Annotated in this window: 21 protein-coding genes and 1 tRNA gene; 7 read left to right on the forward strand and 15 right to left on the reverse strand. The window is 48.0% G+C overall.

Going from position 1 to position 25,750, the window contains the following annotated elements; translation table 11 throughout:
- Positions 1-116: 116 nt before the first annotated feature.
- From ptsP to aroA, 4 genes are all read right to left on the reverse strand, one after another.
- The gene (gene ptsP / locus NSS66_RS09560) at positions 117-1,862 is read right to left on the reverse strand and encodes a phosphoenolpyruvate--protein phosphotransferase (RefSeq protein WP_023989336.1); all 1,746 of its coding nucleotides are present in this window, start codon (positions 1,860-1,862) and stop codon (positions 117-119) included.
- On the reverse strand, positions 1,859-3,742 hold the full coding sequence (locus NSS66_RS09565) for a glucose PTS transporter subunit IIA (RefSeq protein ID WP_340958827.1): 1,884 nt from the start codon (positions 3,740-3,742) through the stop codon (positions 1,859-1,861). The genes ptsP and NSS66_RS09565 overlap by 4 nt, the downstream gene beginning before the upstream one ends.
- A 300-nt stretch (positions 3,743-4,042) precedes the next feature.
- Positions 4,043-4,477: a CoA-binding protein gene (locus NSS66_RS09570; RefSeq protein WP_013310932.1), complete on the reverse strand. Its 435-nt coding sequence runs from the start codon at positions 4,475-4,477 to the stop codon at positions 4,043-4,045.
- A 33-nt stretch (positions 4,478-4,510) separates the two neighbouring features.
- The gene (gene aroA, locus NSS66_RS09575; protein WP_340958828.1) at positions 4,511-5,803 is read right to left on the reverse strand and encodes a 3-phosphoshikimate 1-carboxyvinyltransferase; all 1,293 of its coding nucleotides are present in this window, start codon (positions 5,801-5,803) and stop codon (positions 4,511-4,513) included.
- 269 nt (positions 5,804-6,072) lie between these two features.
- On the opposite strand from aroA, the gene NSS66_RS09580 reads away from it, so the two are divergent.
- Positions 6,073-6,378 (forward strand): rhodanese-like domain-containing protein, encoded by a 306-nt coding sequence (locus tag NSS66_RS09580; protein WP_010345522.1) that lies wholly within the window; start codon positions 6,073-6,075, stop codon positions 6,376-6,378.
- A gap of 245 nt (positions 6,379-6,623) precedes the next feature.
- On the opposite strand, the gene gndA is transcribed toward NSS66_RS09580, so the two are convergent.
- Together gndA and NSS66_RS09590 are read right to left on the reverse strand one after the other, a co-directional pair.
- Positions 6,624-8,030, reverse strand: a complete 1,407-nt coding sequence (gene gndA / locus NSS66_RS09585) for an NADP-dependent phosphogluconate dehydrogenase (protein ID WP_013310934.1) — start codon at positions 8,028-8,030, stop codon at positions 6,624-6,626.
- 173 nt (positions 8,031-8,203) lie between these two features.
- On the reverse strand, positions 8,204-8,803 hold the full coding sequence (locus NSS66_RS09590) for a hypothetical protein (protein ID WP_165177417.1): 600 nt from the start codon (positions 8,801-8,803) through the stop codon (positions 8,204-8,206).
- A gap of 279 nt (positions 8,804-9,082) precedes the next feature.
- Between NSS66_RS09590 and NSS66_RS09595 the strand changes: the two genes are divergently transcribed.
- The gene (locus NSS66_RS09595; RefSeq protein WP_025724011.1) at positions 9,083-9,715 is read left to right on the forward strand and encodes a YktB family protein; all 633 of its coding nucleotides are present in this window, start codon (positions 9,083-9,085) and stop codon (positions 9,713-9,715) included.
- A 25-nt stretch (positions 9,716-9,740) separates the two neighbouring features.
- On the opposite strand, the gene NSS66_RS09600 is transcribed toward NSS66_RS09595, so the two are convergent.
- Positions 9,741-11,024, reverse strand: a complete 1,284-nt coding sequence (locus tag NSS66_RS09600; RefSeq protein WP_340958830.1) for an MFS transporter — start codon at positions 11,022-11,024, stop codon at positions 9,741-9,743.
- 187 nt (positions 11,025-11,211) lie between these two features.
- On the opposite strand from NSS66_RS09600, the gene NSS66_RS09605 reads away from it, so the two are divergent.
- Complete coding sequence (locus NSS66_RS09605) at positions 11,212-12,687, forward strand: aminotransferase class I/II-fold pyridoxal phosphate-dependent enzyme (protein WP_013310938.1); 1,476 nt, start codon at positions 11,212-11,214, stop codon at positions 12,685-12,687.
- 105 nt (positions 12,688-12,792) lie between these two features.
- Here the strand turns inward: NSS66_RS09605 and NSS66_RS09610 are convergent, their stop codons facing one another.
- Positions 12,793-13,098 carry a DUF1292 domain-containing protein gene (locus NSS66_RS09610; RefSeq protein WP_007431055.1) on the reverse strand — a complete coding sequence of 102 codons (306 nt, stop codon included), beginning with the start codon at positions 13,096-13,098 and terminating at the stop codon, positions 12,793-12,795.
- A 79-nt stretch (positions 13,099-13,177) separates the two neighbouring features.
- Positions 13,178-13,735: a hypothetical protein gene (locus NSS66_RS09615; RefSeq protein ID WP_023989343.1), complete on the reverse strand. Its 558-nt coding sequence runs from the start codon at positions 13,733-13,735 to the stop codon at positions 13,178-13,180.
- A 201-nt stretch (positions 13,736-13,936) separates the two neighbouring features.
- Between NSS66_RS09615 and NSS66_RS09620 the strand changes: the two genes are divergently transcribed.
- The gene (locus NSS66_RS09620) at positions 13,937-14,695 is read left to right on the forward strand and encodes an MBL fold metallo-hydrolase (RefSeq protein WP_023989344.1); all 759 of its coding nucleotides are present in this window, start codon (positions 13,937-13,939) and stop codon (positions 14,693-14,695) included.
- A gap of 122 nt (positions 14,696-14,817) precedes the next feature.
- On the opposite strand, the gene NSS66_RS09625 is transcribed toward NSS66_RS09620, so the two are convergent.
- Complete coding sequence (locus NSS66_RS09625) at positions 14,818-15,054, reverse strand: DUF3892 domain-containing protein (protein WP_023989345.1); 237 nt, start codon at positions 15,052-15,054, stop codon at positions 14,818-14,820.
- A 90-nt stretch (positions 15,055-15,144) separates the two neighbouring features.
- Positions 15,145-15,588 (reverse strand): GNAT family N-acetyltransferase, encoded by a 444-nt coding sequence (locus NSS66_RS09630; RefSeq protein WP_023989346.1) that lies wholly within the window; start codon positions 15,586-15,588, stop codon positions 15,145-15,147.
- A 141-nt stretch (positions 15,589-15,729) separates the two neighbouring features.
- Here NSS66_RS09630 and NSS66_RS09635 point away from each other — a divergent pair.
- Positions 15,730-15,801: transfer RNA gene (locus NSS66_RS09635), tRNA-Val, on the forward strand.
- 290 nt (positions 15,802-16,091) lie between these two features.
- Here NSS66_RS09635 and nirD read toward each other — a convergent pair.
- Together nirD and nirB (NSS66_RS09645) are read right to left on the reverse strand one after the other, a co-directional pair.
- A complete protein-coding gene (nirD, locus tag NSS66_RS09640) occupies positions 16,092-16,421 on the reverse strand; it encodes a nitrite reductase small subunit NirD (RefSeq protein WP_025724005.1) in 330 nt (109 codons plus the stop codon).
- Positions 16,422-16,433: 12 nt separating this feature from the next.
- Positions 16,434-18,866, reverse strand: a complete 2,433-nt coding sequence (nirB, locus tag NSS66_RS09645) for a nitrite reductase large subunit NirB (protein ID WP_028540536.1) — start codon at positions 18,864-18,866, stop codon at positions 16,434-16,436.
- A gap of 445 nt (positions 18,867-19,311) precedes the next feature.
- On the opposite strand from nirB (NSS66_RS09645), the gene NSS66_RS09650 reads away from it, so the two are divergent.
- Together NSS66_RS09650 and NSS66_RS09655 are read left to right on the forward strand one after the other, a co-directional pair.
- The gene (locus tag NSS66_RS09650; protein WP_023989349.1) at positions 19,312-19,914 is read left to right on the forward strand and encodes an ANTAR domain-containing response regulator; all 603 of its coding nucleotides are present in this window, start codon (positions 19,312-19,314) and stop codon (positions 19,912-19,914) included.
- A gap of 19 nt (positions 19,915-19,933) precedes the next feature.
- A complete protein-coding gene (locus NSS66_RS09655; protein WP_340958831.1) occupies positions 19,934-21,007 on the forward strand; it encodes an anthranilate phosphoribosyltransferase in 1,074 nt (357 codons plus the stop codon).
- Between the two features lie 127 nt (positions 21,008-21,134).
- Here the strand turns inward: NSS66_RS09655 and nasC are convergent, their stop codons facing one another.
- Entirely contained in the window at positions 21,135-23,315 is a 2,181-nt protein-coding gene (nasC, locus tag NSS66_RS09660; RefSeq protein WP_340958833.1) for an assimilatory nitrate reductase catalytic subunit NasC, read from the reverse strand.
- Between the two features lie 86 nt (positions 23,316-23,401).
- Positions 23,402-25,576 carry a nitrite reductase large subunit NirB gene (gene nirB / locus NSS66_RS09665; RefSeq protein ID WP_340958835.1) on the reverse strand — a complete coding sequence of 725 codons (2,175 nt, stop codon included), beginning with the start codon at positions 25,574-25,576 and terminating at the stop codon, positions 23,402-23,404.
- Positions 25,577-25,750: the final 174 nt, after the last annotated feature.

Consider the following 25,750-nt stretch of genomic DNA (forward strand, 5'->3'; position numbering starts at 1 on the left):
GAATAAGTGGTTTTGAAGGTTCTTTTTCGTCCAAGCCGTGCTACGCCTTAAGGTTTGCTACGACAAGCTCAACAGTACGGGGTGTTGGCTGTGCAAAGCTTTGCGGACATTATATATTACTGCCGTCCAGGCCCGGCCGGAGTGCAGCTGACATTAGCTGCAGTCAGCTTGTCTTCGATCGCTGCACCAGTGGACATGCCAAAGCAAACCTGAGCGACTGTCGTTGCCTCAGATGCAGTCGTATTCAGCACACGATGCTTGACCCGCAACAAAGATTGGGGAGACATGCTGAGTTGATGTATCCCCAGTTCCAGCCAAAGAGGAACGGAACGTTCATCTCCAGCCATCTCACCACATACACTCACATCAATTCCTGCTTGATGTGCCGCTTGTGCAGTCATGCGCAGCATTCGAAGTACAGCTGGATGGTATGGATGGTACATATGTGCAATCTGCTCATTCATACGGTCTACAGCCAGCACATACTGAACCAGATCATTCGTTCCGATACTAAAAAAATCTGTTTCAGCTGCCAATAGATCAGCGATCATCGCTGCAGCCGGTACCTCAATCATAATTCCTCGCTGAATGTTCGGATTATAGGCAAGCCCTCTTGCATCCAAATCCGCCATAGCCTCCTTCAAAAGAGCATCTGCCTGGCGGACCTCCTCCACGGATGAGATCATCGGATACATTACCTTGATATTTCCCGTTGCACTGGCTCTTAAAATTGCAGTCAACTGGGTTTTAAACAATTCCTTCCAATCCAGACTGATCCGTATAGCACGGTAACCTAGAAAAGGATTTTCTTCCTCTGGTAGTTGAAGATAGTCCAACGGCTTATCTCCACCGATATCCAATGTACGGATGACTACAGAGTGGTTTCCTGCCTTTTCCGCTATCAGCCGATATACTTCATACTGCTCCTCTTCATCTGGAGCAGATTTGCGATCCATGTATAAAAACTCCGTGCGGAACAGTCCCACACCTTGAGCGCCATGCTTCAAAGCTGCCTCCAGCTCTTTAATCGAACTAATATTGGCCGCCAGCCTCAGGGTGGTTCCATCCTTGGTCACGGCATCTACAGAAGCAAGTACCTGAAGCTGCTCTTTTCTGCGTCGCTGCTCGTCACGCAAAATTTTATAATGATCAGTTACCGTTTTTTCCGGATTCACATAAACTTTGCCCAGGTCTCCGTCCACAACCATCATATCTCCCGTTTGAACGGGCAAATTCAGATTGCTCTCCAGTCCTGAAACGAGTGGAATACCAAGTGCGCGGGCCATGATCGCAGAATGTGATGTTTTACCACCATTCATAGTTACAATCCCTAAAACATAGCTAGGATTCAAGTGTGCCGATTGGGAGGGTGAGAGCTCCTTGGCTACCAGAATATAGGGCTGTGTATCCTTGGGAAGAGTCACTTCCGGTGCACCCAGCAAATGCTTGAGCAGCCGGTTTCCCACATCTTTGATATCAATTGCCCGCTCCTTCATATATTCATCATCCAGTAAATCAAACATTGTTACAAAATGATCAATGGCTTCCTTCACGGCCACCTCGGCCGCCTTATACTGACGCTCAATAATTCCGCGAATTTCATTCATGAATTCTGGATCTTCCAATATCGCAAGATGAGCATCAAAAATGCTGGATTCCTCCGGCCCCACCATCTCTCGAAACTCATCCTTAATAAACTGGATCTCACTTTTGGATGTGCGTATCCCTTCATACAACCGTTCAAATTCCTTTGCAAGATCTACCGCATCCATTTTTTGATCAGGTAAATCCCACTCCCAGCTCGGCAGGACAAATGCCTTCCCGATTGCCACACCTGCTGCGGCGCCGATGCCTTCTATCATGTTTCTACCCCTCCAACATTCCTGTCATGCAGCACAACGGACATTACCGAGGCCTGACCTTTTTTCACTGTTTTAAACGGAGCAAAGCTCCACGACTTGACGCGATCCGGATTCGTGATGACCATAGGAGTCACCAGCGATGGAGCTTGCTCGCGCAGCGCCTGCAAATCAAATTTGATCAGCAATTGCCCCGGTTCCACCGTATCGCCTGCTTCTACCATAGCAGTAAAATTTCCTTTTAGCTGTGAAGTATCAATCCCTATGTGGAGCAGAACCTCAAGTCCCTCTCGTGTGGAGATGCCTAAAGCGTGCATAGTCGGATACAAGTGCATCACAGTACCATACACTGGAGACACAAGTTCACCACGTTCAGGAACAAAAGCAACACCGTCCCCGACCAGCTTCGTCGCAAAAATTTTGTCAGGCACTTCATGAATCGGGAGCATTTTTCCATGTACAGGAGCGTTGAACAAAATTTGAGGGAGATCACGCTCCATCAGCTTCGCGATTTCCTCACGAATCAGTTCTGAATACGTTCCGAATACAACCTGCAAATTACCTCCACCCAGATTGATAAGCCCGGCCGATCCCAAAGCCTTCATCGCTCCGGTATCGATCAGTCTGTCATTGTGGACGGTCAGCCGCAAACGTGTGATGCAGGCCTCCACCTGCACAATATTTTCCTTCCCGCCAAGTGCTTCCAAAATAAGCGGAGCACTATAAGGAATATTGCCGGCCCAATCCTCCAGAACCGAACCTTCCTCGCGCCCAGGAGTTGGAATACGGAACCGCCGGATAGCCCATCGAAACAGTACATAATACACAAGCCCATACGCCACTCCCACTGGAATTAACAACCAGGCGTTATGTGAGAGATGAAAATTAAGGACATAATCTATAAAACCCGCCGAATAGGAAAATCCGTGATGAATATCCAGCTCAAAGGTAAGCCACATGGCCAGCCCAGACATAACCGCATGAACGAGGAACAAATAAGGTGCTGCAAACAAAAAGGCGAACTCGATCTGTTCCGACACTCCGGTAAAAAAGCAGACAAGCGCAGCCGTCAAAAATGTTTTTTGCACCTTTGGCTTCAAATCTTCACGTGCTTCCTGAATGATCGCCAGCGCAATGGCAGGGATCGCAAACATCATAATGGGGAACAACCCGGACATGAAATAGCCCGCTGTCGGATCGCCAGCAAAAAACCGGGGTAAATCTCCCTGCACAACGTTGCCAGACGGCGTTTTATATGTACCCAGTTGGAACCAAAAAATATTATTAAGCAGATGGTGCAGACCAAAGGCCGCCAGCAACCGGTATAGAATACCGTAGATAAACAGTCCAAAGCCGCCCAAGCTCGATTCCAGACCTACTATAAATTGCAGCCCTCTCTGTATGAGTGGGGCAATAATTAGCATGAGTCCTGCAAACACAGCCGAGAAGAGGCCAATAAGCAGCAGAACAAATCGGGTACCCCCAAAAAACTGAAGCACCTCGGGCAATTTGATGCTTTTGAAGCGATTATAAGCCACCCCTGAAATGACCCCCAAAATGATACCAATGAGCGTCGCCGGTTGAATGAGTCCGTTTCCAAATCTCAATGTGACCTGATCATATATAGCCATACCAGCTAATGCTGCCAGTCCCGCCTGACCTGCCTGATTCGACATCCCCAGTGCAACACCAACCGCAAATAAATATGGCAAAAAATAAAAAATCCCATGTCCCGCCGCATTTGCCATATCAGACACTATAGGGAATCCCCATGTGGACCAAGGAAGGCTGCCGAGACTTAGCAATATTGCAGCGGCTGGTAGCACCATCGTCGGGAGCATGACAGCACGACCGAGCTGTTGTAAGGATCCGAGCCAATTCATGGCATTCCTCTCCTTTCTATCCCTGATGGTAAGCCGAATAAATACTTTTGTCAAAGCAATGATTCCATCTGCCAAAATATTTATTTACGCTTCTACAGGTCAAAAAACTTTATCACCACAACAGATAACACTATGAATCCGTCTAGACCATTTTCATCATCAGGCATACATACATTATATGGATTGCTAAAAGTATAATATACTTTACCATATTCCTCATTTCGCACCAAAAACCTTCAACCCTGTGAAGCAAGGGAAGAAGGTTTTCATGTGCGTATAGCACGGGTCACTGATCCTTGTTTATCCTTTACGTACAGCCTGGGTCACTGAGTCCTCCACCTTAATGCAACGATCCATAATAACCGTCATTCCATGCTCCTGCGCAATGTCAGCGGCTTCCTGGCTTATAATCCCCTGTTGAAGCCACAAAATCTTAGCTCCAATAGCTGCTGCTTCACGCGCAACCTCTGCACAGTATTCACTGCGGCGGAATACATTGACCAGCTCCACAGGCTCAGGTACTTCAGCAAGACTGGCATAACAAGTCTCCCCAAGAATCGTTTGCCCTGCCGCCGCAGGGTTAACCGGAATAATCCGGTATCCCCGCTTCTGCATGGCATAAGAAACCATATAAGAGGTTCGATCTGATTTATCAGACAAACCAACAACCGCAATATTGCCTACTTGTTCCAAAATGGTTTTAATCTCTTCTCTCGACGGATTTTCAAAAGCCATCCTGTTCCCTCCTATTCGCATCTTCGTTTGCTTTTATTTTACCCATTCTACAGAAGCACCAAGCGTCGTTAGATGATCAAAATACTGCGGATACGATTTGGCGACATGATGTGCATCCTTGATCACTAACGGCTTCTGTGAACGCAAACCTACAATCGTCAAGGCCATAATAACACGGTGATCAAAATGCGCGTTAATTTCCACGCCACCTTCGACACCCTCCGGTCTGCCATGTACGATAATTTCCGCTTGGCGTTCTTCTACCCGAGCTCCAGCCTTGGTCAGCTCATTCAAATAATCGGTAATGCGGTCGCATTCCTTATACCGTAAATTCTCCACGTTATAAAAGCGGGACGTGCCTTCAGCAAATACAGCCGCAGCCACCATAGCAAGCACAGCGTCTGTTGCAGCATCACCGTCAAACTCGACAGCTTTCAATCGGCCATTGCCCTTCACGACAACGGTATCGTTCTCATGTGTCAGTGGCACTTCCATCATACGCAGCACATCTACGATAGCGCGTTCTCCCTGTTTGCTCTGCTCTTTAAGACGATGAATGGTAACATCAGAATTCGTTACTGCAGCAGCCGCTAGCACCGCTGCACTCCCTGGATAGTCTCCCTGTACAGTATACGTACGTGGCTGATAGGATTGCCGCCCCGGGACACGGAAAGACATGTAATCATCGCTTGCATGAATGATAATACCAGCCTCTTGCAATACCTCCAGGGTCTGCCCAATGACCACCTTGGATTTCAAATCATGCAGCACTTCGATTTCACTGTCTTCCTCTAGTAAAGGCGTAAGGAATAGCAAGGCGCTCAAATATTGTGAGCTAACCGAGCCGGACACCTGAATTTTACCGCCTTTCGCCTGACCACCCTGAATACGAATTGGCAACTTACCTTCACGATGATCTACTTTCACACCCAGTTGCCCCAGTGCATCGATTAGATCATCATGTGGTCTCTTACCCAATGAGTCGGGATATGTATTAACAAATGTAACATCCGGACATAGAGATGCAATACCCATCAAAAAACGGAGCACCGCTCCTGCGTTTCCCACATTCAATTCCTTCACAGCTTGAGGATGGCTACCAAAACCTGTAATAACTATTTTTTCATCATCCTCTTCCAGTACTGCGCCCAGATCGGCGATACAACGACGCATAGCATCACTGTCTTCACTATGGGCTGGATAATAAATGGTACTTTGTTCCTCAGCAAGTGCCGCAGTGAGCAGATAACGAGTAGTGTAGTTTTTGGAGGACAGGGCCCCAATCTCTCCTTGCAAGGAAGGGGTAGGTCTAACGATAACATCCATAATGTACATGCTCCTTTTCGGTTCAAACCATCCTATTTTACGTTAATTATACAAGTTGTAGCATTCATTTCTCCACCCAAAAAATAAGAAATATTAATCTAGGTCGCCCGAGTGAATCCCGTCGGCTAATTAATCTATACCTGCCTTTAGGATTAAGCCGATTGACAGCCTAGAGATAGCTTAGCTATCATACATAGAGTGTGTGTGACATTTTGCACACGTCAAAAACATACGTAGCACCCATTATTTATCAGAAAAGAGGTCCGGCCATGACGCAAATCGCCCTGATTGAACCTTCTGAGTTGCGCGCACGTCTGCAAGCAGGAGAGCAATTGCAATTAATCGACGTCCGCGAAGCGGAAGAAGTAGCGGAAGGCATGATTGAAGGTGCCAAGCACATTCCGCTCGGACAACTTCCGGGTCGTCTTGAAGAAATTGAACGCACCGGTGAAATTATATTTATTTGCCGGAGCGGTTATCGCAGTGAACGAGCCTGCGAATATCTACAGCAGCTAGGTTATGAAGGCTGTACTAACATGACCGGCGGCATGCTGCAATGGTCACAGGAGCAATAGAAAACCTACTTAACAAAAGAGACGGGAACTTCCCGTCTCTTTTGTTTTAACTCAAAGCTTAGACGCGGTAATGCATTAAAACGTTCTGTCCCTATCATACCATAGCCTCAAAAGATTACACAATCCTCTACTACCCTAGAATGATATCCATAATTAAAAATTAAAAAACGGAAGCTTCTTCTACCCATAGGGCAAAAAAGCTTCCGTTGTATTACATAATGCTATTCATGCATATCCGTCCGTCATTAGAACCATTGATGATGGAATACGCCTTCTTTGTCCACACGTTTGAACGTATGGGCACCGAAGTAGTCACGTTGTGCTTGCAGCAGATTTGCTGGCAAACGCTCAGTGCGGTAGCTGTCATAGTATGCAAGCGCGCTGGAGAAGCCAGGCACTGGAATACCTTGAGATACAGCCACGGAAATCACTTGACGCCATGCATCTTGATACGTTTCAACTACATTTTTGAAGTAAGAATCCAGTAACAGGTTTTTCAAGGCAGGGTCGCGGTCATATGCATCCTTGATGTTTTGCAGGAATTGCGAGCGGATAATGCAACCGCCGCGGAAGATCATAGCGATTTTTCCGTATTTCAAATCCCAATCATATTCATCGGAAGCTGCACGCATTTGAGCGAAACCTTGAGCATAGGACACAATTTTACTTGCAAACAGTGCTTTACGTACGCTCTCGATAAATTCTTTTTTGTCGCCGCTGAAGGACTCAGCATTAGGACCGCTCAGCACTTTGCTTGCCGCAATGCGCTCGTCTTTCATAGCAGACAAGAAGCGGGAGAATACGGATTCGGTAATCATGGACAATGGCACACCCAGATCCAAAGCGCTTTGGCTTGTCCATTTACCTGTACCTTTTTGACCAGCAGCATCCAAGATAACGTCTACCATTGGCTTGCCTGTTTCAGCATCGTATTGGGAGAAAATGTCAGCTGTAATTTCGATCAGGTAGCTGTCCAGTTCCCCTTTATTCCATTCCGTGAAGATTTCATGAAGCTCTTCCGCATTCACGTTCAGGACTGATTTTAACAGGTGATAAGCTTCACCGATCAATTGCATGTCGCCGTACTCGATACCGTTATGCACCATTTTTACATAGTGACCAGCACCGTCGGGACCGATATATGTACAGCATGGGTCGCCTTCCACTTTGGCAGAGATTGCCGTCAGAATCGGCTCTACCAGTTTATAGGCACTTTCTTGTCCACCTGGCATAATAGCAGGACCATTCAAGGCACCTTCTTCACCACCGGATACGCCTGTACCAATAAAGCGAAGTCCTTTTTCCTCCAGCTCTTTGCTGCGGCGCTGTGTATCAGGGAAGTAGGCATTGCCTCCGTCTATAATAATGTCGCCCTTGTCCAGATGAGGCACAAGCTGTTCAATCGTGGCATCTGTAGCTTTACCAGCTTGAACCATGATCAGGATTTTACGGGGTGACTCCAATGAGTTCACAAATTCTTCAATAGAGAAAGTACCCGTCAGTTTTTTACCTTCTGCTTCTTTGATAAGATCGTGCGTTTTTTCTGGAGAGCGATTAAAAACCGAGACGGTGAAGCCTCTGCTCTCAATATTAAGGGCTAAATTCTTACCCATTACCGCCAGGCCGATCACACCAATTTGCTGTTTTGCCATCTGGTTCCTCATCCTTTGCAACATATTTTGTCTTCTATATCGCCGCTTTACCGCATTACACTTTATGTGAATCGGAACACGTGCACTTCTATTTTAACGTTTTTGGTGTAAGAAGTGAACCCCTGTCTATTTACAGATCAAAACACCTCATTTTCATGAGGTGTTCAGATGTACTACGCTTCCATCATCAACAGTTGGTGGGATAGCGTTTGCAGGCGTTCATGGCAATTCCCGATTTTAGCCTTATCTCCGTCTGTCATCGCTATGAACAGCTTCTCCAATTCATCGTCTACTTCCATTTTGAGCAGCAGCAGCCGGGTTTCCCCTTCATTGGAAGCGTACATATCCTCCATTTCCTGTGCGGACAGCACCGGTCCTTTCTGATAAATGACACGCTGCTTAAAGCCTGTAACCTCGACCAGACGAATAACCTCACCGAACAAAATATTTTCTACTAAAATATGATGATCCTTAACTCTTTTGACAATGGCATGACCTCGGGTGCTTCCAATCAGCTTCTCCAACCACTCAGCCAGCTTGGCATCGCGGATTACATAATCTCCAGCCAACTTGTAGTGTCCTGTACGCAGCTGTTGAAAACGGAGCTTCACCAGCTTGCGGCCGGTTCTCACCGACAAAACCAGGTACGACTCATCCTCGCTCCAGTACAGCGAATACCCTTCCGATATCAAATCCTTGATCAGATTATGGATATGCCGACGGCTAAACCGGAGCTCTAGATTGCAATATTCTACCTCACAGCCCTTGTTCACGGCATTCCCTCCTTTTTCAAGTCCGATTCAAGAAGTCCGGCTACAGCAAGCCTGCGGCTTTCCCGCTTGATCTTCCCTTGCTCTATTTTATACTTCATTTTATGTAAGGGTACTTGGTTATTTGACCTATTTTTATGAGTAACAGCGCACAATCCTACTTTTGCCTTATATGCTTGTTTCAAACCTGGTCTAAAGTCGGCCAAGCCCGGCGGCATTATGCTATAATCGGACATATTACGCCACACGACATGGCTTAACCCAGTTACAGGAGGAAAAGGAATGACATTTAGTGGATTTACTGCAAAGGACTTCGATGTTTTTGAAATACCGGGGTTGGAGCCTCGTATGGAAGTGCTGATTCAGCAGGTTCGGCCCAAGCTGGAGGCAATTGGCGAGGAATTGGCGCCGTTCCTGACAGACTTATGTGGGGAGCCTATGCACGTTCACGTTGCCAAGCATGCACGACGCAAAGTCAATCCCCCCAAAGATACTTGGGTTGCCTGGGCGGCAAACAAGCGTGGATACAAGGCGCTGCCGCATTTTGAGGTAGGCATGTTCGCTTCCCATCTTTTCGTCATCTTCGCAATTATTTATGAAAGCCCGAACAAAGCTACATTTGCCCAGGCGCTCGAAGCCAACCTGAGTGATGTACGTTCTAACCTACCGGATCATTTTTACTGGTCCATGGATCATATGGCTCCAGAAGGCACAGAACAACAACACATGGATAATGAAGATTTTCAAACGATCATCCACAAGCTGCAACAGGTAAAAAAAGCGGAGGTCATGTGTGGAATCCGTATTGACCGAGAAGATCCACTCGCCAGCGACGGGGCTGCATTATTACAGGCTGTGCGTTCTACCTTTGAGCATTTGCTGCCGCTGTACCGAATGTCTTTCTCGAAAGAGTAGCTCTCGCCGCTTTTCAAGGTGCTGTTCAGGCCTCCACACTCTTCCTGCGTGGATTACGCGCCAGAGCCAGGTGGCAGCCAAACATGAGCAGCATCACGACCCCACTGATGATAAATGGTGCTGTGTGTCCGGCACGGTCCCATAGCACTCCTGAAACGAGCGGGCCTATAACCATGCCGGAGCCTTGAAGTGTTAAAAAAAAGCCCCATACCGTTGCTCGCTCGCTTTCCGGAATCAGTCGGGCAAGAAATGTGTTCCATGCAGGCAAAATGAGCGCATATCCCAAACCAATAAGCGCTACGGATACAAACACCAGCGGAATAGATCGAACGATTGAAAAGAGAAACAGTGTAATTCCGGCTAGCAAAAAACCAACATGTAGAAAATACTCCGTTCCAAGTCGGTCGACCAACTTGCCGCAAGGGATCAGTGCCAGCACAGTCACCCCACCGCCTGCAATCAGGAGGACGCTGTACAGGTTTGGTGAAATCCCGAGGTCCGTCCGAGCGTATAGCGTCAGTACCGGGCTGATTAAACCGATAACAAAAGACTGCAAAAACAGCGCCGGGTAAATTAACGGATTGACGTTAAGCTTTGTTTTGAGCACGCCAATCGTCTCCTGGATTCCTTTCAGAACTCCCCGCTTCTGCTTTATGTGCCCATCAGACGACACTAGAGCGCTCTGTTCGAGGTCACCTTTGTCAGCAGACCTTTTCGGTCCTGGCAGCATGAGAGCAACCAACAACAATACAACACTGCATCCTATCAAAATCATGAACACCATGCCGTAAGAATGCCCATAGTGGGATATGGCGAAGTTCATAATGAGCGGACCCAATCCCGTTCCGCCCATAGACGCAATTTCCAGTGTGCCCATCGCCGCGCCATTGCTGTTATTAGGCCCGGACATTTCGGTCGTTCCGGTCATAACACAAGGCCAGAGCGGAGAAGTACCCAGACCGAGCAGTAGACACGCGACGACGAGCCACACGGGCTCTGTCAGTACGCTCAGCATAATAATAGCTACAAGCGTAAACAACAGTGCGGTCGACATCGTTCCACGGTAACCAAGCCGTTCAGCCATCCAGCCCGCCGGTGCCCGGAACGCATTGTCTCCAAAATATTGAAGTGAAAAGGCTAAACCAATAATCCCGGCTGACAAACCAAGCGTTTCTCCCATATATACCGGAAGGATGGATACCAGAAGAGATCCTTTCATAAATTCGACTAGAAATACCAAAACCCACAATTTGCTAAAAAAAGGAGTCCACAGCCGCTGCGGAGCTTCTTTTCGTCCTTTTTGCCACATCTAATCCACATCCTCCACCTTCGTTTTTTGGCTATAAAGACCGGGTTCTCCGCCTACTCCACTCTTTCGCAAATAAATGCGCCCTCAATCGCTTGCATTCCTACTTCAAACTGCTATACTCAATTTTGTTCTATTATCACTTGCACAGGATTGTCGAAATCCTGCACGAAAGGTTGTGACAACACTAATGAATCAAAGCAACACCCCGCTTTTTACTGCTTTGAAGAAGCACGCTCAGAGCAACCCGGTTCAATTTCACATCCCAGGTCATAAAAAGGGAGTCGGAGCAGATCCGGAATTTCGCGAATTTATGGGGGATAATGCCTTTTCCATAGATATGATCAACATCGCTCCATTGGACGATCTGCATCAACCAACAGGTGTCATCGAAGAAGCCCAAAAGCTTGCAGCAGATGCCTTCGGAGCAGATTATACTTACTACAGTGTACAGGGGACAAGCGGAGCCATCATCACCATGATTATGTCCATTTGCTTGCCAGGTGATAAAATTATTGTACCCAGAAACGTACACAAATCTATAATGTCTGCCATTATCTTTGCTGGTGCAAAACCAGTATTCATTTCTCCAGTCAGTGATGAAAATCTCGGTATTCACCACGGGGTTACAACCAAGTCCGTACGCCGGGCATTGGAACGCCACCCTGACGCCAAGGGCGTCCTTGTTATCAACCCGACATATTACGGTGTGTGCGCCGACTTAAAAGAAATTGTAGATCTCGCTCACAGCTATAATGTGCCGGTCCTGGTCGATGAGGCTCACGGGGTACTAATTCATTTTCATCCTGATCTACCGATGTCCGCCATGGAGGCGGGAGCAGACATGTCAGCTACAAGTGTCCACAAGCTGGGCGGTTCCTTGACACAAAGCTCGATCTTGAATGTAAATACGAAAAACGGATACGTTAACCCACAACGTGTACAAACGATTTTCAGTATGCTGACAACGACATCCACTTCGTATCTCCTGTTGGCTTCCTTGGACACATCCCGACGCAACCTAGCACTTAACGGTCATGAAATAGCACAACGAGCCCTTGATTTGGCTGAATATTGCCGCTCAGAGGTTAACAAGATTGAAGGACTATATTGCTTTGGTAGTGAAATTCTCGGCACGGAAGCTACCTACGATTATGATCCAACCAAAATTACGGTTCATATCCGTCATTTAGGTCTTACCGGATACGATGTCGAAAATTGGCTGAGAGATCACTACAATATCGAGGTTGAGCTTAGCGATATGTACAATATTCTCTGTTTGGTGACCCCTGGTGATACCAAAGAGGAAATTGAAATTTTGTTGAAAGCTCTGCGTGAGCTGGCTTCTCTGCACTATTCCACAGGTCAGGAGCATGAACTGGTTGTAAAGATACCGGATATTCCTCAGCTCTCCCTTATTCCAAGAGACGCTTTTTATGGAGATACGGAAATCGTGCCTTTCAAGGAATCTGCTGGCCGCATTATTGCAGAATTCATTTATGTGTATCCACCTGGTATTCCGATCTTACTGCCAGGAGAAGTTATTTCGCAGGACAATATTGATTATATTGTTGATCATGTAGAAGTAGGCCTGCCTGTTAAAGGACCTGAGGACCGAACAGTACATCAGGTGAAGGTTATCGTCGAGACTGACGCTATTTCATAATATTGAACTGTCAACACATGCTTACAAAATATGTTGATAGCCAACAAAAAAAGCCCCCATTTGGGGGCTTTTTCTTAAAGAGCTATGCAGCTGCTACATCCAATTCTATTCGTATTGGGCAACAAGCTCGCTATATGCGGCTTCTACACGTTTCCACTCATCTTCGTCCTCAATATTGTAAAGCACCATTTCTTCGTTTTCTTCTTCCATACGAAGAATAATGCCATCCGCTTCGGGATTGCCTCGCTCAAGCAGAAGAGCATAAACGTGATCTTCTACGTCAAAGGTCTCTACCAGCACCATTTCTACATCTTTACCATTTTCATCAGTTAGCGTAAGAACCATTTCTTCATGTTCGTGGTCATGATCGTGGTTGCAGGCTTCACCGTGTTCATGTTTGTGATCACTCATGGAAATACCTACCTTCAAATTGTTTTATTTTCCCCCGTATCGTAACATGATCAAGGGTGCAGGTCAATTTGTGGTATGCCTAATTTATCGCTGTAATGACTTTTTCGGACACCAGGGTATAGCTGCCGTCTTTGCTCTCTTTAATGTAGAAACCAACCCGGTAATTCCCTGCTGTTTTGAAATCATACGTAAAGTCGTTCGTACGGAACCAGAAGTTATCCTTTTGCGCTCCTTTGATATCTTGGGACTGAATATCCTTCACGTTGCCTGAAGGGTCGGTGATCGCTACCTTCACTCCAGAGATATCTGTTTTCAAGGTATCAATTTGACTGAATACATTAAATTTCACTTTATTGCCTTTATTCACGTTACCAAACACCGTATCTCCCTTGAACAGGAACATATGCACGTTAGGCTGGTCGAAAACAACTTTTCCACCGGATGGATCAAAATTTACAAGTCCGTTAAAATCACGGATGGGCACATAGGTTTTCCCATCAATGACAACTGCGCCATCTTTTGACACTTCTCCATTAATAATCAACTGCACTTGGTCCTTGGCGGATTCCGCCGAAATGGCGGTCCCTCCCATTATTGAAAAGGCCATCACTAGGGCCATCACTTTTCTCCATTTCATCACTACTAATCCCTCCATCGTTATCTGTTTAAAACCTTCTGTCGTACATTTATACCTAGCTCAGCCGCACAAGTTGCGCTGTGTTTCACAAATTGTCCAAAGTTTTTACATAAGGAGCCAAATCTTTAGTTCCAGCAGCATAGGTGATAAAATACGACTGTAGAATGTCCTAGTACACAAAGTCCGGAGGGATAATCCATAATGAGCCTAACGATACAAATGCTTGGCACAGGCAGTGCCTTTGCCAAGCATTATTACAACAACAACGCGCTGCTGGACAGCGGAGAAGGCAAACTGCTGATCGATTGCGGTACAACCGCTTCTTTAGCATTACACCAAATGGGCGTCCCTTTGCCTGATATTGGCGCAATTTTAATCACACATATTCACGCAGATCATGTCGGAGGTTTGGAGGAATTCGGTTTTCAAATGAACATTCTCCATCGTCGCAAGCCTCTACTTTATATCGCCGAACCACTAATCCACCCTTTGTGGGAACATACGCTCAAGGGCGGAATGTCACAGCAAGGTATGATTGACAAGCTTGAAGATGTATTCGAGGTAAACGTAATAACGCCTGGTGTACCCACTACATTAGTATCGGGTATCCAGGTGGAGCTAATCCCTACAAGGCATATTCCGGGTAAAAACAGTTATTCAATATTCATTAATGACCGCCTTTTTTATAGTGCAGATATGGTTTTTGACCCTGATTTGCTTCATCATCTGGTGCATGAACGAGGATGTCGGAGTATTCTGCACGAGGTTCAATTACAAGGCGCTGGAGAAGTCCATACGACGTTGGACGAGCTGCTAAGCTTGGCGCCATCTCTTCAAGAGCGGATTCATCTGATGCACTATAGTGATGATATGGAACAATTCAGGGAGAAAGCAGGAGTCATGTCCTTTCTGGAGCAGCAACGAGTATATCAACTTACAGAGTTGGAACGTGCAGAGTAGCATGCTAAATACAGTTTGAACAATTAACAAAAAGCCGCCTGGCTTTCCTACAAAGGATAGCCAGGCGGCTTGCTGTTCTTGAATATAATGATGAACTTGTATTCTAATGTTGCGAGTTAAGGTCAGAACAATGGCAGTTGATCCAGGTTATTAGATGGATCTCCATCGGCATCTCCACGAATTCGTTTGCTTCCATCCTTGGCCTTGAAAACGTTAACGCCTGCAATTGAGCCTGCTTCAATCTCGTTCAATGCTTGGTTATAATCTAAAACCCGACCGGTAGATGTCTGAAAAGACGTAAGGTCGCCATCCCCGTCTTTACGTACTGCTGTAATTTGCTCTCGTTCTGTATCAGCCATACTGTATCGCTCCTTATCCATAGTATTATAGTGGAGGAACTTTTACTAGCATGCACATTGTACAGATTTGTATGCACCTTACGCTGTCGACTACAACTTTTTGCGCATACGTACATGCGGTATTCCCGCATCGTCAAAAGGTTCATCGGAGATCGTCTCATAACCGAGCTTTTCGTAAAACCTCTCGGCTTGGCATTGGGCATCTAGCAGCGAGTATCTTAACCCCAATTCACGTGCACGTTCCTCCAGTGCTAGCAGTAATACACGTCCATAGCCTGCGGCACGATGCTCCTTGAGAACGGCAATACGTTGCATTTTAGCTGTATCTTCCTCATAGTATGTCAATCGACCAGTGGCCACCATTTCACCATGTTCACAAATTAGCAAATGATGGGCCGTATCTCCCAGCTTGTCATAATGGTCAATTTCTAAATCAAGAGGAACCTTTTGCTCTTCGACAAACACTTTGGTACGGATCGATATTGCCTCTTGTAGCTGTTCCTCTGTTGTTACACTTATAATTTCTGCGGCCATCATCTGTTCCCCCTATCATTAATTCCAAATTGCAAACTCGCTAAATTCGAATTATATATATAAATGATCATGAAGTACAGGCTGACTTCTATTTTTTCACTTTACATATATGGTTAATACATGATATTATCTAGTAACCGCAGGACGGTAGCTCAGCGGGAGAGCATTATCTTGACAGGGTAAGGGTCATGGGTTCGATCCCCATCCGTCCTATTCGTCAAAAGCCTTGATTCTCAAGGCTTTTTTTATTTGTCTAGAGATAAAGCGAGTTATCCTAAGAAAAGAAGATAGGTCATTGACTAAGATTTAGCAATAACCTATTTTTTAATTTAAATCATACATATAAGATAAAAAAGCCGCCCGAAAAAATAGGGTCGACTTTTCTGTATACTCAGATCATTGCACTTTAACAACACCACTTCTTCAACAAAGCCTTTCACCTTGATCCTTCTATTATATAGAAGAAAAAAAGCAGAACCATCAGCACAATACGTATAGAACTCTTAGATTACGATATAAACCGCCCCGCTCTCACTATCAATCTCCGTGGGGTAAGCAGTCACACATCCAGTATCCGGCTCTTGCACCCGGCCAGTGGAAAGGTCAACTTTCCAGTCATGGAGCGGACAATGGACCGCTGAGCCACATATCATTCCTTCGGATAACCGCCCCCCTTTGTGCGGACAACGATTCTCAAGCGCATGCACGCTGCCATCGCTCAGACGGAATACAGCTATCTCTGTATTATGAATGCGAACTGTCCTTGCTCCACGTCGGTCAATTTCGTTCAGATCAGCTATTCTGACTCTGTTGGTTGTCGTATTGGTCTCCATTTTGTCAGCCCCCTATTCCGTTACTGCCTTAAGTTCCGGCAACTGTACAAAATTTTTGCGCAGCTCTTCGTTGTGAATAATTTCGTGCCACGGATCAGTCGTCGTGCTTAACGTCTCTTCAATTCTGGTCACCAGTTGTTTCCTCGTCTCTGCATTCGCGAGTGCCTGTTTGACGGATTCAACTCCGACCCGTTCCACCCAATGGGCTGTGCGTTCGTTCCAATTGGCCTGCTCGCGATAATACTGCAGATAGGCACCGGTCCATTCCATTACTTCATCCTCGGTTTTAACGGTACAAAGCAGTTCAGCTGCCCGAACCTTAATACCGCCGTTACCTCCAACGTAGATCCCCCAGCCACCGTCAATAGCAACGACGCCTAAATCCTTTATCGTCGCTTCAGCGCAGTTACGCGGGCAACCAGATACAGCCAGTTTGACTTTGGATGGCGCATTCAGCCGTTCAAATGCCTTTTCCAACCGAATGCCCATACCCATAGCATCCTGAGTGCCAAAGCGGCAAAAGGTGTTACCTACGCACGTCTTAACCGTTCGCAGCGTCTTTCCATAGGCATATCCAGACGGCATATCCAACTCGGCCCAGATCCCCGGCAAATCCTCCTTTTTCACACCAAGCAGGTCAAGACGTTGGCCACCCGTAAATTTAACCAGAGGCACATTGTATTTTTCTGCGACAGCAGCAATTTTCTTCAGATCGGCAGGTGAAGTAACTCCTCCATAAATGCGGGGCACGACAGAATAGGTGCCATCTTTCTGTATATTGGCATGGTACCGTTCATTCGTGAATCTGGATTCCTTCTCATCCTCATAATCCATCGGCCATACCATACCTAGATAATAATTGAGGGCCGGCCGACATTTCGTGCAACCTTCCGGTTCGTTCCATCCCAGCACATTCATCACTTCTTTGACGCTCTTCAATCCCATCTCCCGAATGCCATCAATGATCGCTTCCCGGTCAAGCGTCGTACAACTACAAATCCCCTCTTTCAGCGTTTCTCCGGCTTCTGCGCCTGCGTATAGCTGTAAGAGTCCCTCCACTAATGGCTTGCAGCCGCCACATGATGCCGATGCCTTCGTACATGCCTTAATCTCCCCGACACTCCGGCAGCCAGCCGCAACCGCCTCTCCAATGTCACCCTTGGATACACCATTACATCCGCATACAATTTCGTCATCAGGCATCTGCTCCAGCATCATGGCGCCACTAGCTTCAGGTTGACCGGGATTGAAGCCAAGTAATAACTCTTTCTCTCGGCCAACCACCGACCCGCCACTTTTGATCAAAGAAAACAGCATGGCTCCGTCAGACGTATCCCCAAACAGAACGGCTCCGATCAGTTTTTCGTCCTTGATCACGATTTTTTTGTAGACGCCGCCAATATCATCCTGATACCGCAGGGAACGTGTTCCCGGTTCATCCTTGTAATGCCCTGCTGAAAACACGTCGACACCCGATACCTTCAACCTTGTAGAAGTGACGGAACCACTGTAGCCGGGAGTCTCCATTCCCGCGAGCCGCTGAGCCAGCACACCACCCTGCTCATATAATGGAGCTACCAGTCCGTAAGTGATTCCCTGGTGTTCTGCACATTCGCCAACGGCGTATATGCCAGGGACATTCGTTTCCATGTAATCATTTACGATGATGCCACGGTTTACAGGAATTCCCGCCGACACCGCCAGTTCAATGTCTGGTCTGATGCCTACCGCCATAACGATCAAGTCTGCTTCCAGCTCACTGCCATCGGCAAATTTCAATCCTTCCACGCGACGACGGCCCGTAATAGCCGCCGTTCGCTTATTGACCAGAAAAGTCATTCCCTGCTCCTCCAGCTCGCGCCGGAGCATAAGGGAAGCAGCCTCATCCAGCTGCCGATCCATAATATATCCGTTAATATGAATAACTGTGACGTCCATCCCCAAGTTAAGCAGCCCCCTAGCTGCCTCTAGCCCAAGCAATCCGCCGCCGATAACAGCTGCTTTTTTGTGCGTCTTTGCCGTCTCCATCATCGTTTCACAGTCACGAATATCCCTAAAACCGATAACACCCTCCTTGTCGGCCCCTGGAAGCGGCAGAATAAAGGCTTTAGAACCTGTTGCCAACAACAACAAATCATAAGAGATGCATACGCCGGAGCGCGACGTCACCTGCTGCTTTTCCGTATTGATGGCTGTGACAGGATCATCGGTATACAATCGAATATTGTTGTCTTCATACCAACTCCAGTCGTTAATGACAATATCCTGCAAACCAGCCCCTCCCGCCAGAACGGAGGACAGCATGATCCGGTTATAGTTTGGATGGGGCTCGGCCCCGAATACCGTAATCTCATAGCTACCTGGTGCAAGCTTCAGCAAATGTTCGAGAGTGCGTATCCCCGCCATTCCGTTGCCGATCAACACTAACTTTTGGATATCGTTCATCAGGTCACTTCCCTTCCATTTGTATCCTCAAAACATAAAAAGCCTGCTTCACATATGGGGATTCAAAATATCCCTCCACATGAGAAAACAGGCTCCATTGCCGTTTCATCGAATACGCCGTTGTATCCATCAGAGTATGGAATTAAAAAGTATTGTAGCTAATATATAATGCTTCAAATGATATGTCAACATTCCTTACGCATAAACTTATAAAAATTATATTTTATCACCATGTAACATATCTATGACGTATAAAATATCACTCCCCTACAAAATTAGGATTGATTTTCAGTCCAAAACACGCCAAAATGGTTTAAAAGTCCGTTTTAGCTTGATGATGATGAAAAAAATAAGCAGGCAGACAAAATCTTATGTCATATTTGTTATCAATGATTACTATCCCCATCGCTAACTACCCTTCATGTTACAGAGAGGAGGAGCCCGCTTGCGTTCCTTGTTGGTAATTCACTTACATTCTGACTATGTATCTGAGCAGACACACGCCGTTTCCTCATGGCAGGCAGGACCTGAGCACCTTTTAGAGTCCAACGGATACCTAACCCTGCCCTGCCGCAATGAATCTGAAATCAAACAGCTAATTCTTAATGCAGACGCGGCGGTACTAAACATACCTGTCGGCACTATCAGCATATGGAGTGGCAGGCTGGAGCAAGCCAAAGCGATCCCATTGCTCTGGTGGTGCAGCGCAGAATCAGCGCTATCATCGACAGAGGCCTGTGAAGCTGATGTCACTGTCGATGGCATTCTAACCCCTTCTATGGCAGCCCATGAGCTGAATTGGGCTCTTCATTTTAGCGCCAAACGCTTTTTTGAACGCCAGCACTGGCAAAGTGAACGCAAGCAACTGACCGCTCGGCTGGAAGAACGCAAATGGATTGATATGGCGAAAGGAATACTTGGGGAAGTAAACGGTATCCCGGAAGCGGAAGCATATGATGTGCTACGCAAAAAAGCAATGAACGAACGCAAACGTATCGTTGATGTGGCCATCTCCATCGTCAAAGCACAGCAAATGCTAAAAGCATAAATCTGAAAGGGGCCCGAACATGAATATCATTGAAATATTAAAAGAAGTTGGTCGCGGCAAAAGGGGCGCCCGGGATCTGAATTACGCCGAAGCCGAAGCTGCTGCCGAACTTATTATGACCCAGTCAGCAACCCCTGCTCAAATCGGAGCTTTCTTTGCCGCGGAGCGCATTAAAATGGAGAGTGTTGCCGAGTTGGAAGCATTTGTAAAAATCTGCCGTAAATATACCCATCGCTTTCCGATGCAGGAAGGGATTGATTTCGCCGGTCCGTACGATGGCAGAAAGTCTTCATTTATCGCCACCTTCGCAACGGCCTTTCTACTCGCCTCATGCGGAATTCCTGTAACGATGCATGGCAGTGCACCTCTCCCTCCCAAATGGGGTGTTACGCTCCCGCTTTTGCTGCAGGAAATGGGGGTAACGTCCCGGAACATGACACGTGAAACCGCCATTCATGCCGCGAAGCTGACTGGTGTACTGTTCGTTGCCTCCGAACAGTGGTGCGCGCCCCTGCGAGATATGCGGCCCATTCGCGAAGAGCTGGGGCTTCGCACAGTGCTGAATACTGCCGAGAAACTGGTTGATTACGGTTCTTCCCCGTATATTGTATTCGGCGTTTTCCACAATACTGTGCTCGAGAAGACGGCGAAACTCATGCAAAATCTGAATTACCGCAGGGCTCTGATCGTCCAGGGGAGCGAAGGATCGGAGGATCTGTTCATCGATCGGCCGACCCGGACTTACCTGCTTGCTAACGGCGAGGTATCACTACAGGTTATTGATCCGGAAATGTACGGGCTGGATTCGGTGGTACCCGAGCATAACTGGACCCCCGCTGAACAGCTGCGCATTACGGAGGAAGTGCTGCAAGGCACAGCTTCTATAGCCTTTTCGAATCAAGTGTTACTCAACAGTGCGGTCCGACTGTTCGTTGCAGGGCGAGTCGACTCCATAGAGGAAGGTTTGTATACCTGCAAACCGCTGCTAGAAAACGGGGACGCCTGGGGTTTGTATTGTCACTGGCGGGAAGCTATGCTCAGAAAAGAAATAAAAACAGGAGCAAGCAGATCCGAAACCCGAATGCATTTTTAATTATTGGCGTCACGCAGTCTAGGGATTGCGGGCCCTAAACTGTCCAACCCAAAAAGGCCAGCTCCCTCACTCATACAAAGGGGGCTGGCCTTTTATGCAAAGAAAAAGTCACTTACTCAGTCCTGCTCTAGAACTCAGACCATTCCCCATTATCTGCACTGGTCGCGGCTACGGCCAGGTGAAGGGGACGGATGCGTACAGCAGCCGTTTTGAAGCCAGGCATCCGGCAGAACGGATCAAGATCGGGTCGGGTCGCCCGATTTACATTTTGTATCCCACCCCAATGCATGGGCACGAAGAGCGTATCTTCGCGGATATGTGGTTTGATCCGGCCGCGGACAGTGAAGCTGCCGCGCTGTGATGCTATTTCTACCCACCCCCCGTCCCTGATATGCCAGCGTCGCGCTGTCCGCGGATGAATTTCCACATAATTCTCAATCTCTCGTGCGGCCAGCGACGGACTTCTGCGCGTTTGTGCACCGGTCAAATAGTGAGCCAGCACGCGGCCGTTCGTCAAAATAAGCGGGTACTCCTCGGATATCTCCTCTCCTGCTCCACAGCTTTCAACCACCGTAAAAACAGCCTTTTGATCGGAATGGGCAAAGGTTTCCCGAAACATCGTATCCATACCGGCTCTGTCCGTAGACGGGCATGGCCAATATACCCCTTCTTCACGACGCAACCTGTCATATGTGATCCCATAATAATCGGCAGGACCGCCCCGGCTGGCAAGCCGCAGTTCTTCAAAGATATGCTCAGCATCCCTGTACGAGAAATAGCTGCCCTTGTTTAGCTTTGCAGCTACCTGACACAAAATGTTCCAGTCATCTCTAGCCTCGCCTGGTGCGGACCTCGCCGCTTCCCGTAGCAGAACGCGGCCCTCCAGATTGGTCATCGTCCCCGTATTCTCCAAATAAGACGTCACAGGCAAAACAACGTCGGCCATCCGCGCGGTTTCAGTGAGAAACATATCCGCCACAACCAGCAGATTCAGCTTTTTGAGGGCTTCCTCCACCAGCCGGACATTCGGGTTAGATACAACAGGATTAGAGCCCATCACGAACAAAGCTTGGATTTCTCTCTGATGGACAAGCTCCATCATTTCATAGGCGGACACTCCCTTACCCGGTAAACTGCTTGGTTTTACTCCCCACACGGACGCCACATAGGCTCGATCTTCTTCATCCTCAATTGATCTGTAACCAGGAAGCTGGTCAGCCTTTTGGCCGTGCTCTCGCCCCCCTTGCCCGTTTCCCTGACCTGTAATAGCTCCATAACCGCACCCTTCCCTTCCAATCTTGCCAGTGGCCAGCACCAGATTAAGAAATGCACGCACCGCCATATGTCCATCTGTCTGCTGTTCAACACCCCTGGCCGTAAAAACGATGCCGGTCTCCACACTGCCAAAGGCACGTGCTGCCTGCTGGATCATTTCTACCTCAATTCCGCACAACGCAGCCGATTCGCTCAGATCCACACCCTTCAAATGAGTCAACAGCTGATCATAGCCGTTGGTCCGCTTGCGGATAAACTCTTCATTCGCAAATCCTTCGTCCACGATGACCTTTAGCATGGCATTAGCCAGCACAGCATCCATACCTGGCTTGATTTGCAGGTGCAAATCGGCAGCCGCCGCCGTTGGTGTCGCGCGCGGGTCAATTACAATGACAAACGCGCCGTTTTCCTTCGCCTGATGAAAATAAGGCATTAAGGTCGGCTGGCATTCAGCGATATTCGTACCTGCAAGCACAATACAACGAGCCAACGGAATATCAGCCAGTCTGCAGGTCAGTCCGCGATCAACGCCAAACACTTTACTGCCAGCGGATGCCGCTGCCGACATGCAGAAGCGCCCGTTATAATCGATATATCGTGTACCTACAGCCACCCTGGCAAATTTACCGAGTAAATAAGCCGTTTCATTGGAGAGTGAACCTCCACCGTAAATACCGATTGCATCGGGACCCTGTGTGGACAGTAGCGTAGAGAAACTGCTAGCTATAGTATCCAACGCCTCCTCCCACTTGACGGGAACAAGTTTGCCCTCTTTGCGTATGAGGGGCTGTACCAGCCTTTCCGCATGAGTCGCATGCTGATGCGCATTCATTCCCTTGATGCACAGCCTACCCTGCGAGGCTGCATTAGCCTTCCCTTCCGCCTTATACACTGTACGGATGATACCCGCAAGTGTCTCCGTACCCGCACTAACGGTCATCTTACATTGCACGCTGCAAAACGGGCACTGCGTATCCATTACTGACGATACATGTAGCCCAGCTTCCGGTTTGCCTTCTCCTGACTGACACATCAAAGTCACCTCCCCTTCGCCATTTTTCGGAATTTTATTGTCTGCACACGATAGAATATCGCCACAACTGAACTCAACCCATCACATCATCCTGTCAGCATTGTGGTCCGCAGGCTACCCGCCAGTCCACTTCGAAGAGCAGCGTCAAGCACACTTTCCCGTAATGCCAGAACGCCAGTCCTTTCAATCCACTCCCACATTTTCTCCCCATACCGGGCACTATGTCGGTATATTTGCAAGCAGGCTACAGCCATCAGGACCGCTTCTGCCGGGTCTTCCTCCAATCCAAGCAGCTGCCCCTGGCGAACTGGATGCTCTGCATGGCCACCGGCATAAACCTCCCAGCCTACTGGAGATCGGGATATTCCAATATCGTGGACAAGTACACCTGCCGGATACGCCGATCCAGGACAAATAGCAACTGTAACCAACGCGGGCAATGCGAGACTTCCCCATAAAGTTACCAACCGCTCTCTGAGCCAGGCTACTTCTACAAATGCCTGATCCATCAGGTCCGACTCAACAAAAGCCCGATTCTCGGCATTTAGGTTCGTAAAGCGCAGACCCGCAGAGGGCGCTTCTCCTCCGTACTGCGGTGTGACCTGAACCACAACACCAGCACCTAATGGATTTGTCGCAGATCTGTCGCGCAACCCAAGGGATTCCAAATAATAAAGTACAGCCGGCCGACACAATTCACACCCCTGCTGTCTAGTCCAACCGAGACGGGACACTACTTCATCTGGAGTCTGACAGGCTGCGTCCACCATAGCTGTTTTAAGCGAATCATGATCGTAATGCGTACATCCACACACAGGGACTACTTCTTGGGCGGTCGGAGTAACTACAGGTCCGGAAACTGTCGATTGGGACAAACTATTTTTGACCAGTGCAGCCACCAGCGGCCGACAGCCCCCACAGGAACCGGATGCTTTGGTCCGGCTCTTCACCTCTTCCACCGTCTTCAGCTTATCCGTAGTGATCGCTCGCAAAATAGCCCCCTTACTCACGCCGTTGCACGCACATACCGTTTCCTCTTCCGGCAGTGCGGCTGCCGCATCCTCCGCTCTGCTTCCGCCGTTATCCCGGGATGTTAGCTCTGTAGCGGGTGCGCCGCGCCGTACCATTGCGAGCAGCGAGGTGCTTTCCGCCGTATCTCCGAACAAAATGGCGCCAGTGACAGCACCGCCGTGCATCATCACTTTTTTATAAACCTTCAGCATCCCGTTATATTCCATGACTGCTGTCTCGTTTCCCTCATCACGAATGTCTCCTGCGGAAAACACATGGATTCCCGCTACCTTGAGCTGCGCATACGGAACCGTCCCTTCATAGGGAGCCGTTTCACGACCACAAATGACTTTTGCCAGCACTTTGCCCTGCTCATATAGCGGCGCCACTATCCCGTATGAAATCCCGCGGTGCTCAGCACATTCGCCGACGGCATAAATACCAGGAATACTCGTGCGCATATAATCATCCACGACAATGGCACGGTTTACGGTCAGACCGCTGTCCTGAGCTAATTCGATATTCGGTCGGATACCAACCGCCAGCACAACCAAATCCGTTTCCAACCTGTCCCCGTCCGCAAACATCAATCCTTGCGCCCTGTTTCGGCCTATGATGTTGACCGTTTCCTTCGCCAAATGAAACCTCATGCCCTGTTGCTCCAGCTTTCGCTGCAGAAGCACAGCCGCCGTCCGGTCAAGCTGACGGTTCATAAGACACTGCGCATTATGAACAACCTCAGTTTCCATCCCTAGATTCAGTAGGCCTTGAGCGGCTTCAAGTCCTAACAGCCCCCCTCCGATAACCGTGGCCTTGCGGTATGTTTTGGCATATCTCGCCATGGTTTCACAATCATTCACATCACGAAAAGCGATTACTCCCTGTTTTCGAGCTCCGGGAATGGGCGGCATGAAAGGCAATGAGCCCGTTGCCAATATGAGCATGTCATAAGGTTCTTTCATACCGGATTCCGTTTCCACCATCCCGGCTGCAACATCAATACGACAGACGCGTTCACCCGCGTACAACTTTACCCCGTTCTCTTCATACCAGTCCCAGTCATGGGTAACGATATGTTTAAATGAGCTCTCCTCCTGAAGCATTTTGGACAGGAGCACTCGGTTGTACCCGGGACGGGGCTCTGCACCAAATATCGTGATTTGGAACCGCTCTGGCTCCAAAACGAGTATTTCCTCCACACATTTGATGCCTGCCATACCGTTGCCGACGACGACCAGTTTTTTCATCATATTAAACCAGCCCCATTCTCCGAATAAAATAAGACAGAAAAAGCCCTTCTCCATTCAATGGAAAAGGGCACCGTTGCCGTAAATGTCGGCACATCGTTGTGCCGATATGTATCTAAGATTACTGAATCGTGAATGTCATGTCAATATTTAATACATGAATGCTATATTTTTCGC

Source organism: Paenibacillus sp. FSL R10-2748 (genome assembly GCF_038005565.1).
Classification (GTDB): Bacteria; Bacillota; Bacilli; order Paenibacillales; family Paenibacillaceae; genus Paenibacillus; species Paenibacillus polymyxa_B.

Excerpts from the sequence above, each read along its gene's own strand:
- ptsP (WP_023989336.1), bottom strand. The coding sequence starts at position 1,862 with ATGATAGAAGGCATCGGCGCCGCAGCAGGTGTGGCAATCGGGAAGGCA.
- NSS66_RS09565 (WP_340958827.1), bottom strand. The coding sequence starts at position 3,742 with ATGAATTGGCTCGGATCCTTACAACAGCTCGGTCGTGCTGTCATGCTC.
- NSS66_RS09570 (WP_013310932.1), bottom strand. The coding sequence starts at position 4,477 with ATGGCTTTTGAAAATCCGTCGAGAGAAGAGATTAAAACCATTTTGGAA.
- aroA (WP_340958828.1), bottom strand. The coding sequence starts at position 5,803 with ATGGATGTTATCGTTAGACCTACCCCTTCCTTGCAAGGAGAGATTGGG.
- NSS66_RS09580 (WP_010345522.1), top strand. The coding sequence starts at position 6,073 with ATGACGCAAATCGCCCTGATTGAACCTTCTGAGTTGCGCGCACGTCTG.
- gndA (WP_013310934.1), bottom strand. The coding sequence starts at position 8,030 with ATGGCAAAACAGCAAATTGGTGTGATCGGCCTGGCGGTAATGGGTAAG.
- NSS66_RS09595 (WP_025724011.1), top strand. The coding sequence starts at position 9,083 with ATGACATTTAGTGGATTTACTGCAAAGGACTTCGATGTTTTTGAAATA.
- NSS66_RS09600 (WP_340958830.1), bottom strand. The coding sequence starts at position 11,024 with ATGTGGCAAAAAGGACGAAAAGAAGCTCCGCAGCGGCTGTGGACTCCT.
- NSS66_RS09605 (WP_013310938.1), top strand. The coding sequence starts at position 11,212 with ATGAATCAAAGCAACACCCCGCTTTTTACTGCTTTGAAGAAGCACGCT.
- NSS66_RS09610 (WP_007431055.1), bottom strand. The coding sequence starts at position 13,098 with ATGAGTGATCACAAACATGAACACGGTGAAGCCTGCAACCACGATCAT.
- NSS66_RS09615 (WP_023989343.1), bottom strand. The coding sequence starts at position 13,735 with ATGAAATGGAGAAAAGTGATGGCCCTAGTGATGGCCTTTTCAATAATG.
- NSS66_RS09620 (WP_023989344.1), top strand. The coding sequence starts at position 13,937 with ATGAGCCTAACGATACAAATGCTTGGCACAGGCAGTGCCTTTGCCAAG.
- NSS66_RS09625 (WP_023989345.1), bottom strand. The coding sequence starts at position 15,054 with ATGGCTGATACAGAACGAGAGCAAATTACAGCAGTACGTAAAGACGGG.
- NSS66_RS09630 (WP_023989346.1), bottom strand. The coding sequence starts at position 15,588 with ATGGCCGCAGAAATTATAAGTGTAACAACAGAGGAACAGCTACAAGAG.
- nirD (WP_025724005.1), bottom strand. The coding sequence starts at position 16,421 with ATGGAGACCAATACGACAACCAACAGAGTCAGAATAGCTGATCTGAAC.
- nirB (WP_028540536.1), bottom strand. The coding sequence starts at position 18,866 with ATGAACGATATCCAAAAGTTAGTGTTGATCGGCAACGGAATGGCGGGG.
- NSS66_RS09655 (WP_340958831.1), top strand. The coding sequence starts at position 19,934 with ATGAATATCATTGAAATATTAAAAGAAGTTGGTCGCGGCAAAAGGGGC.
- nasC (WP_340958833.1), bottom strand. The coding sequence starts at position 23,315 with ATGTGTCAGTCAGGAGAAGGCAAACCGGAAGCTGGGCTACATGTATCG.
- nirB (WP_340958835.1), bottom strand. The coding sequence starts at position 25,576 with ATGATGAAAAAACTGGTCGTCGTCGGCAACGGTATGGCAGGCATCAAA.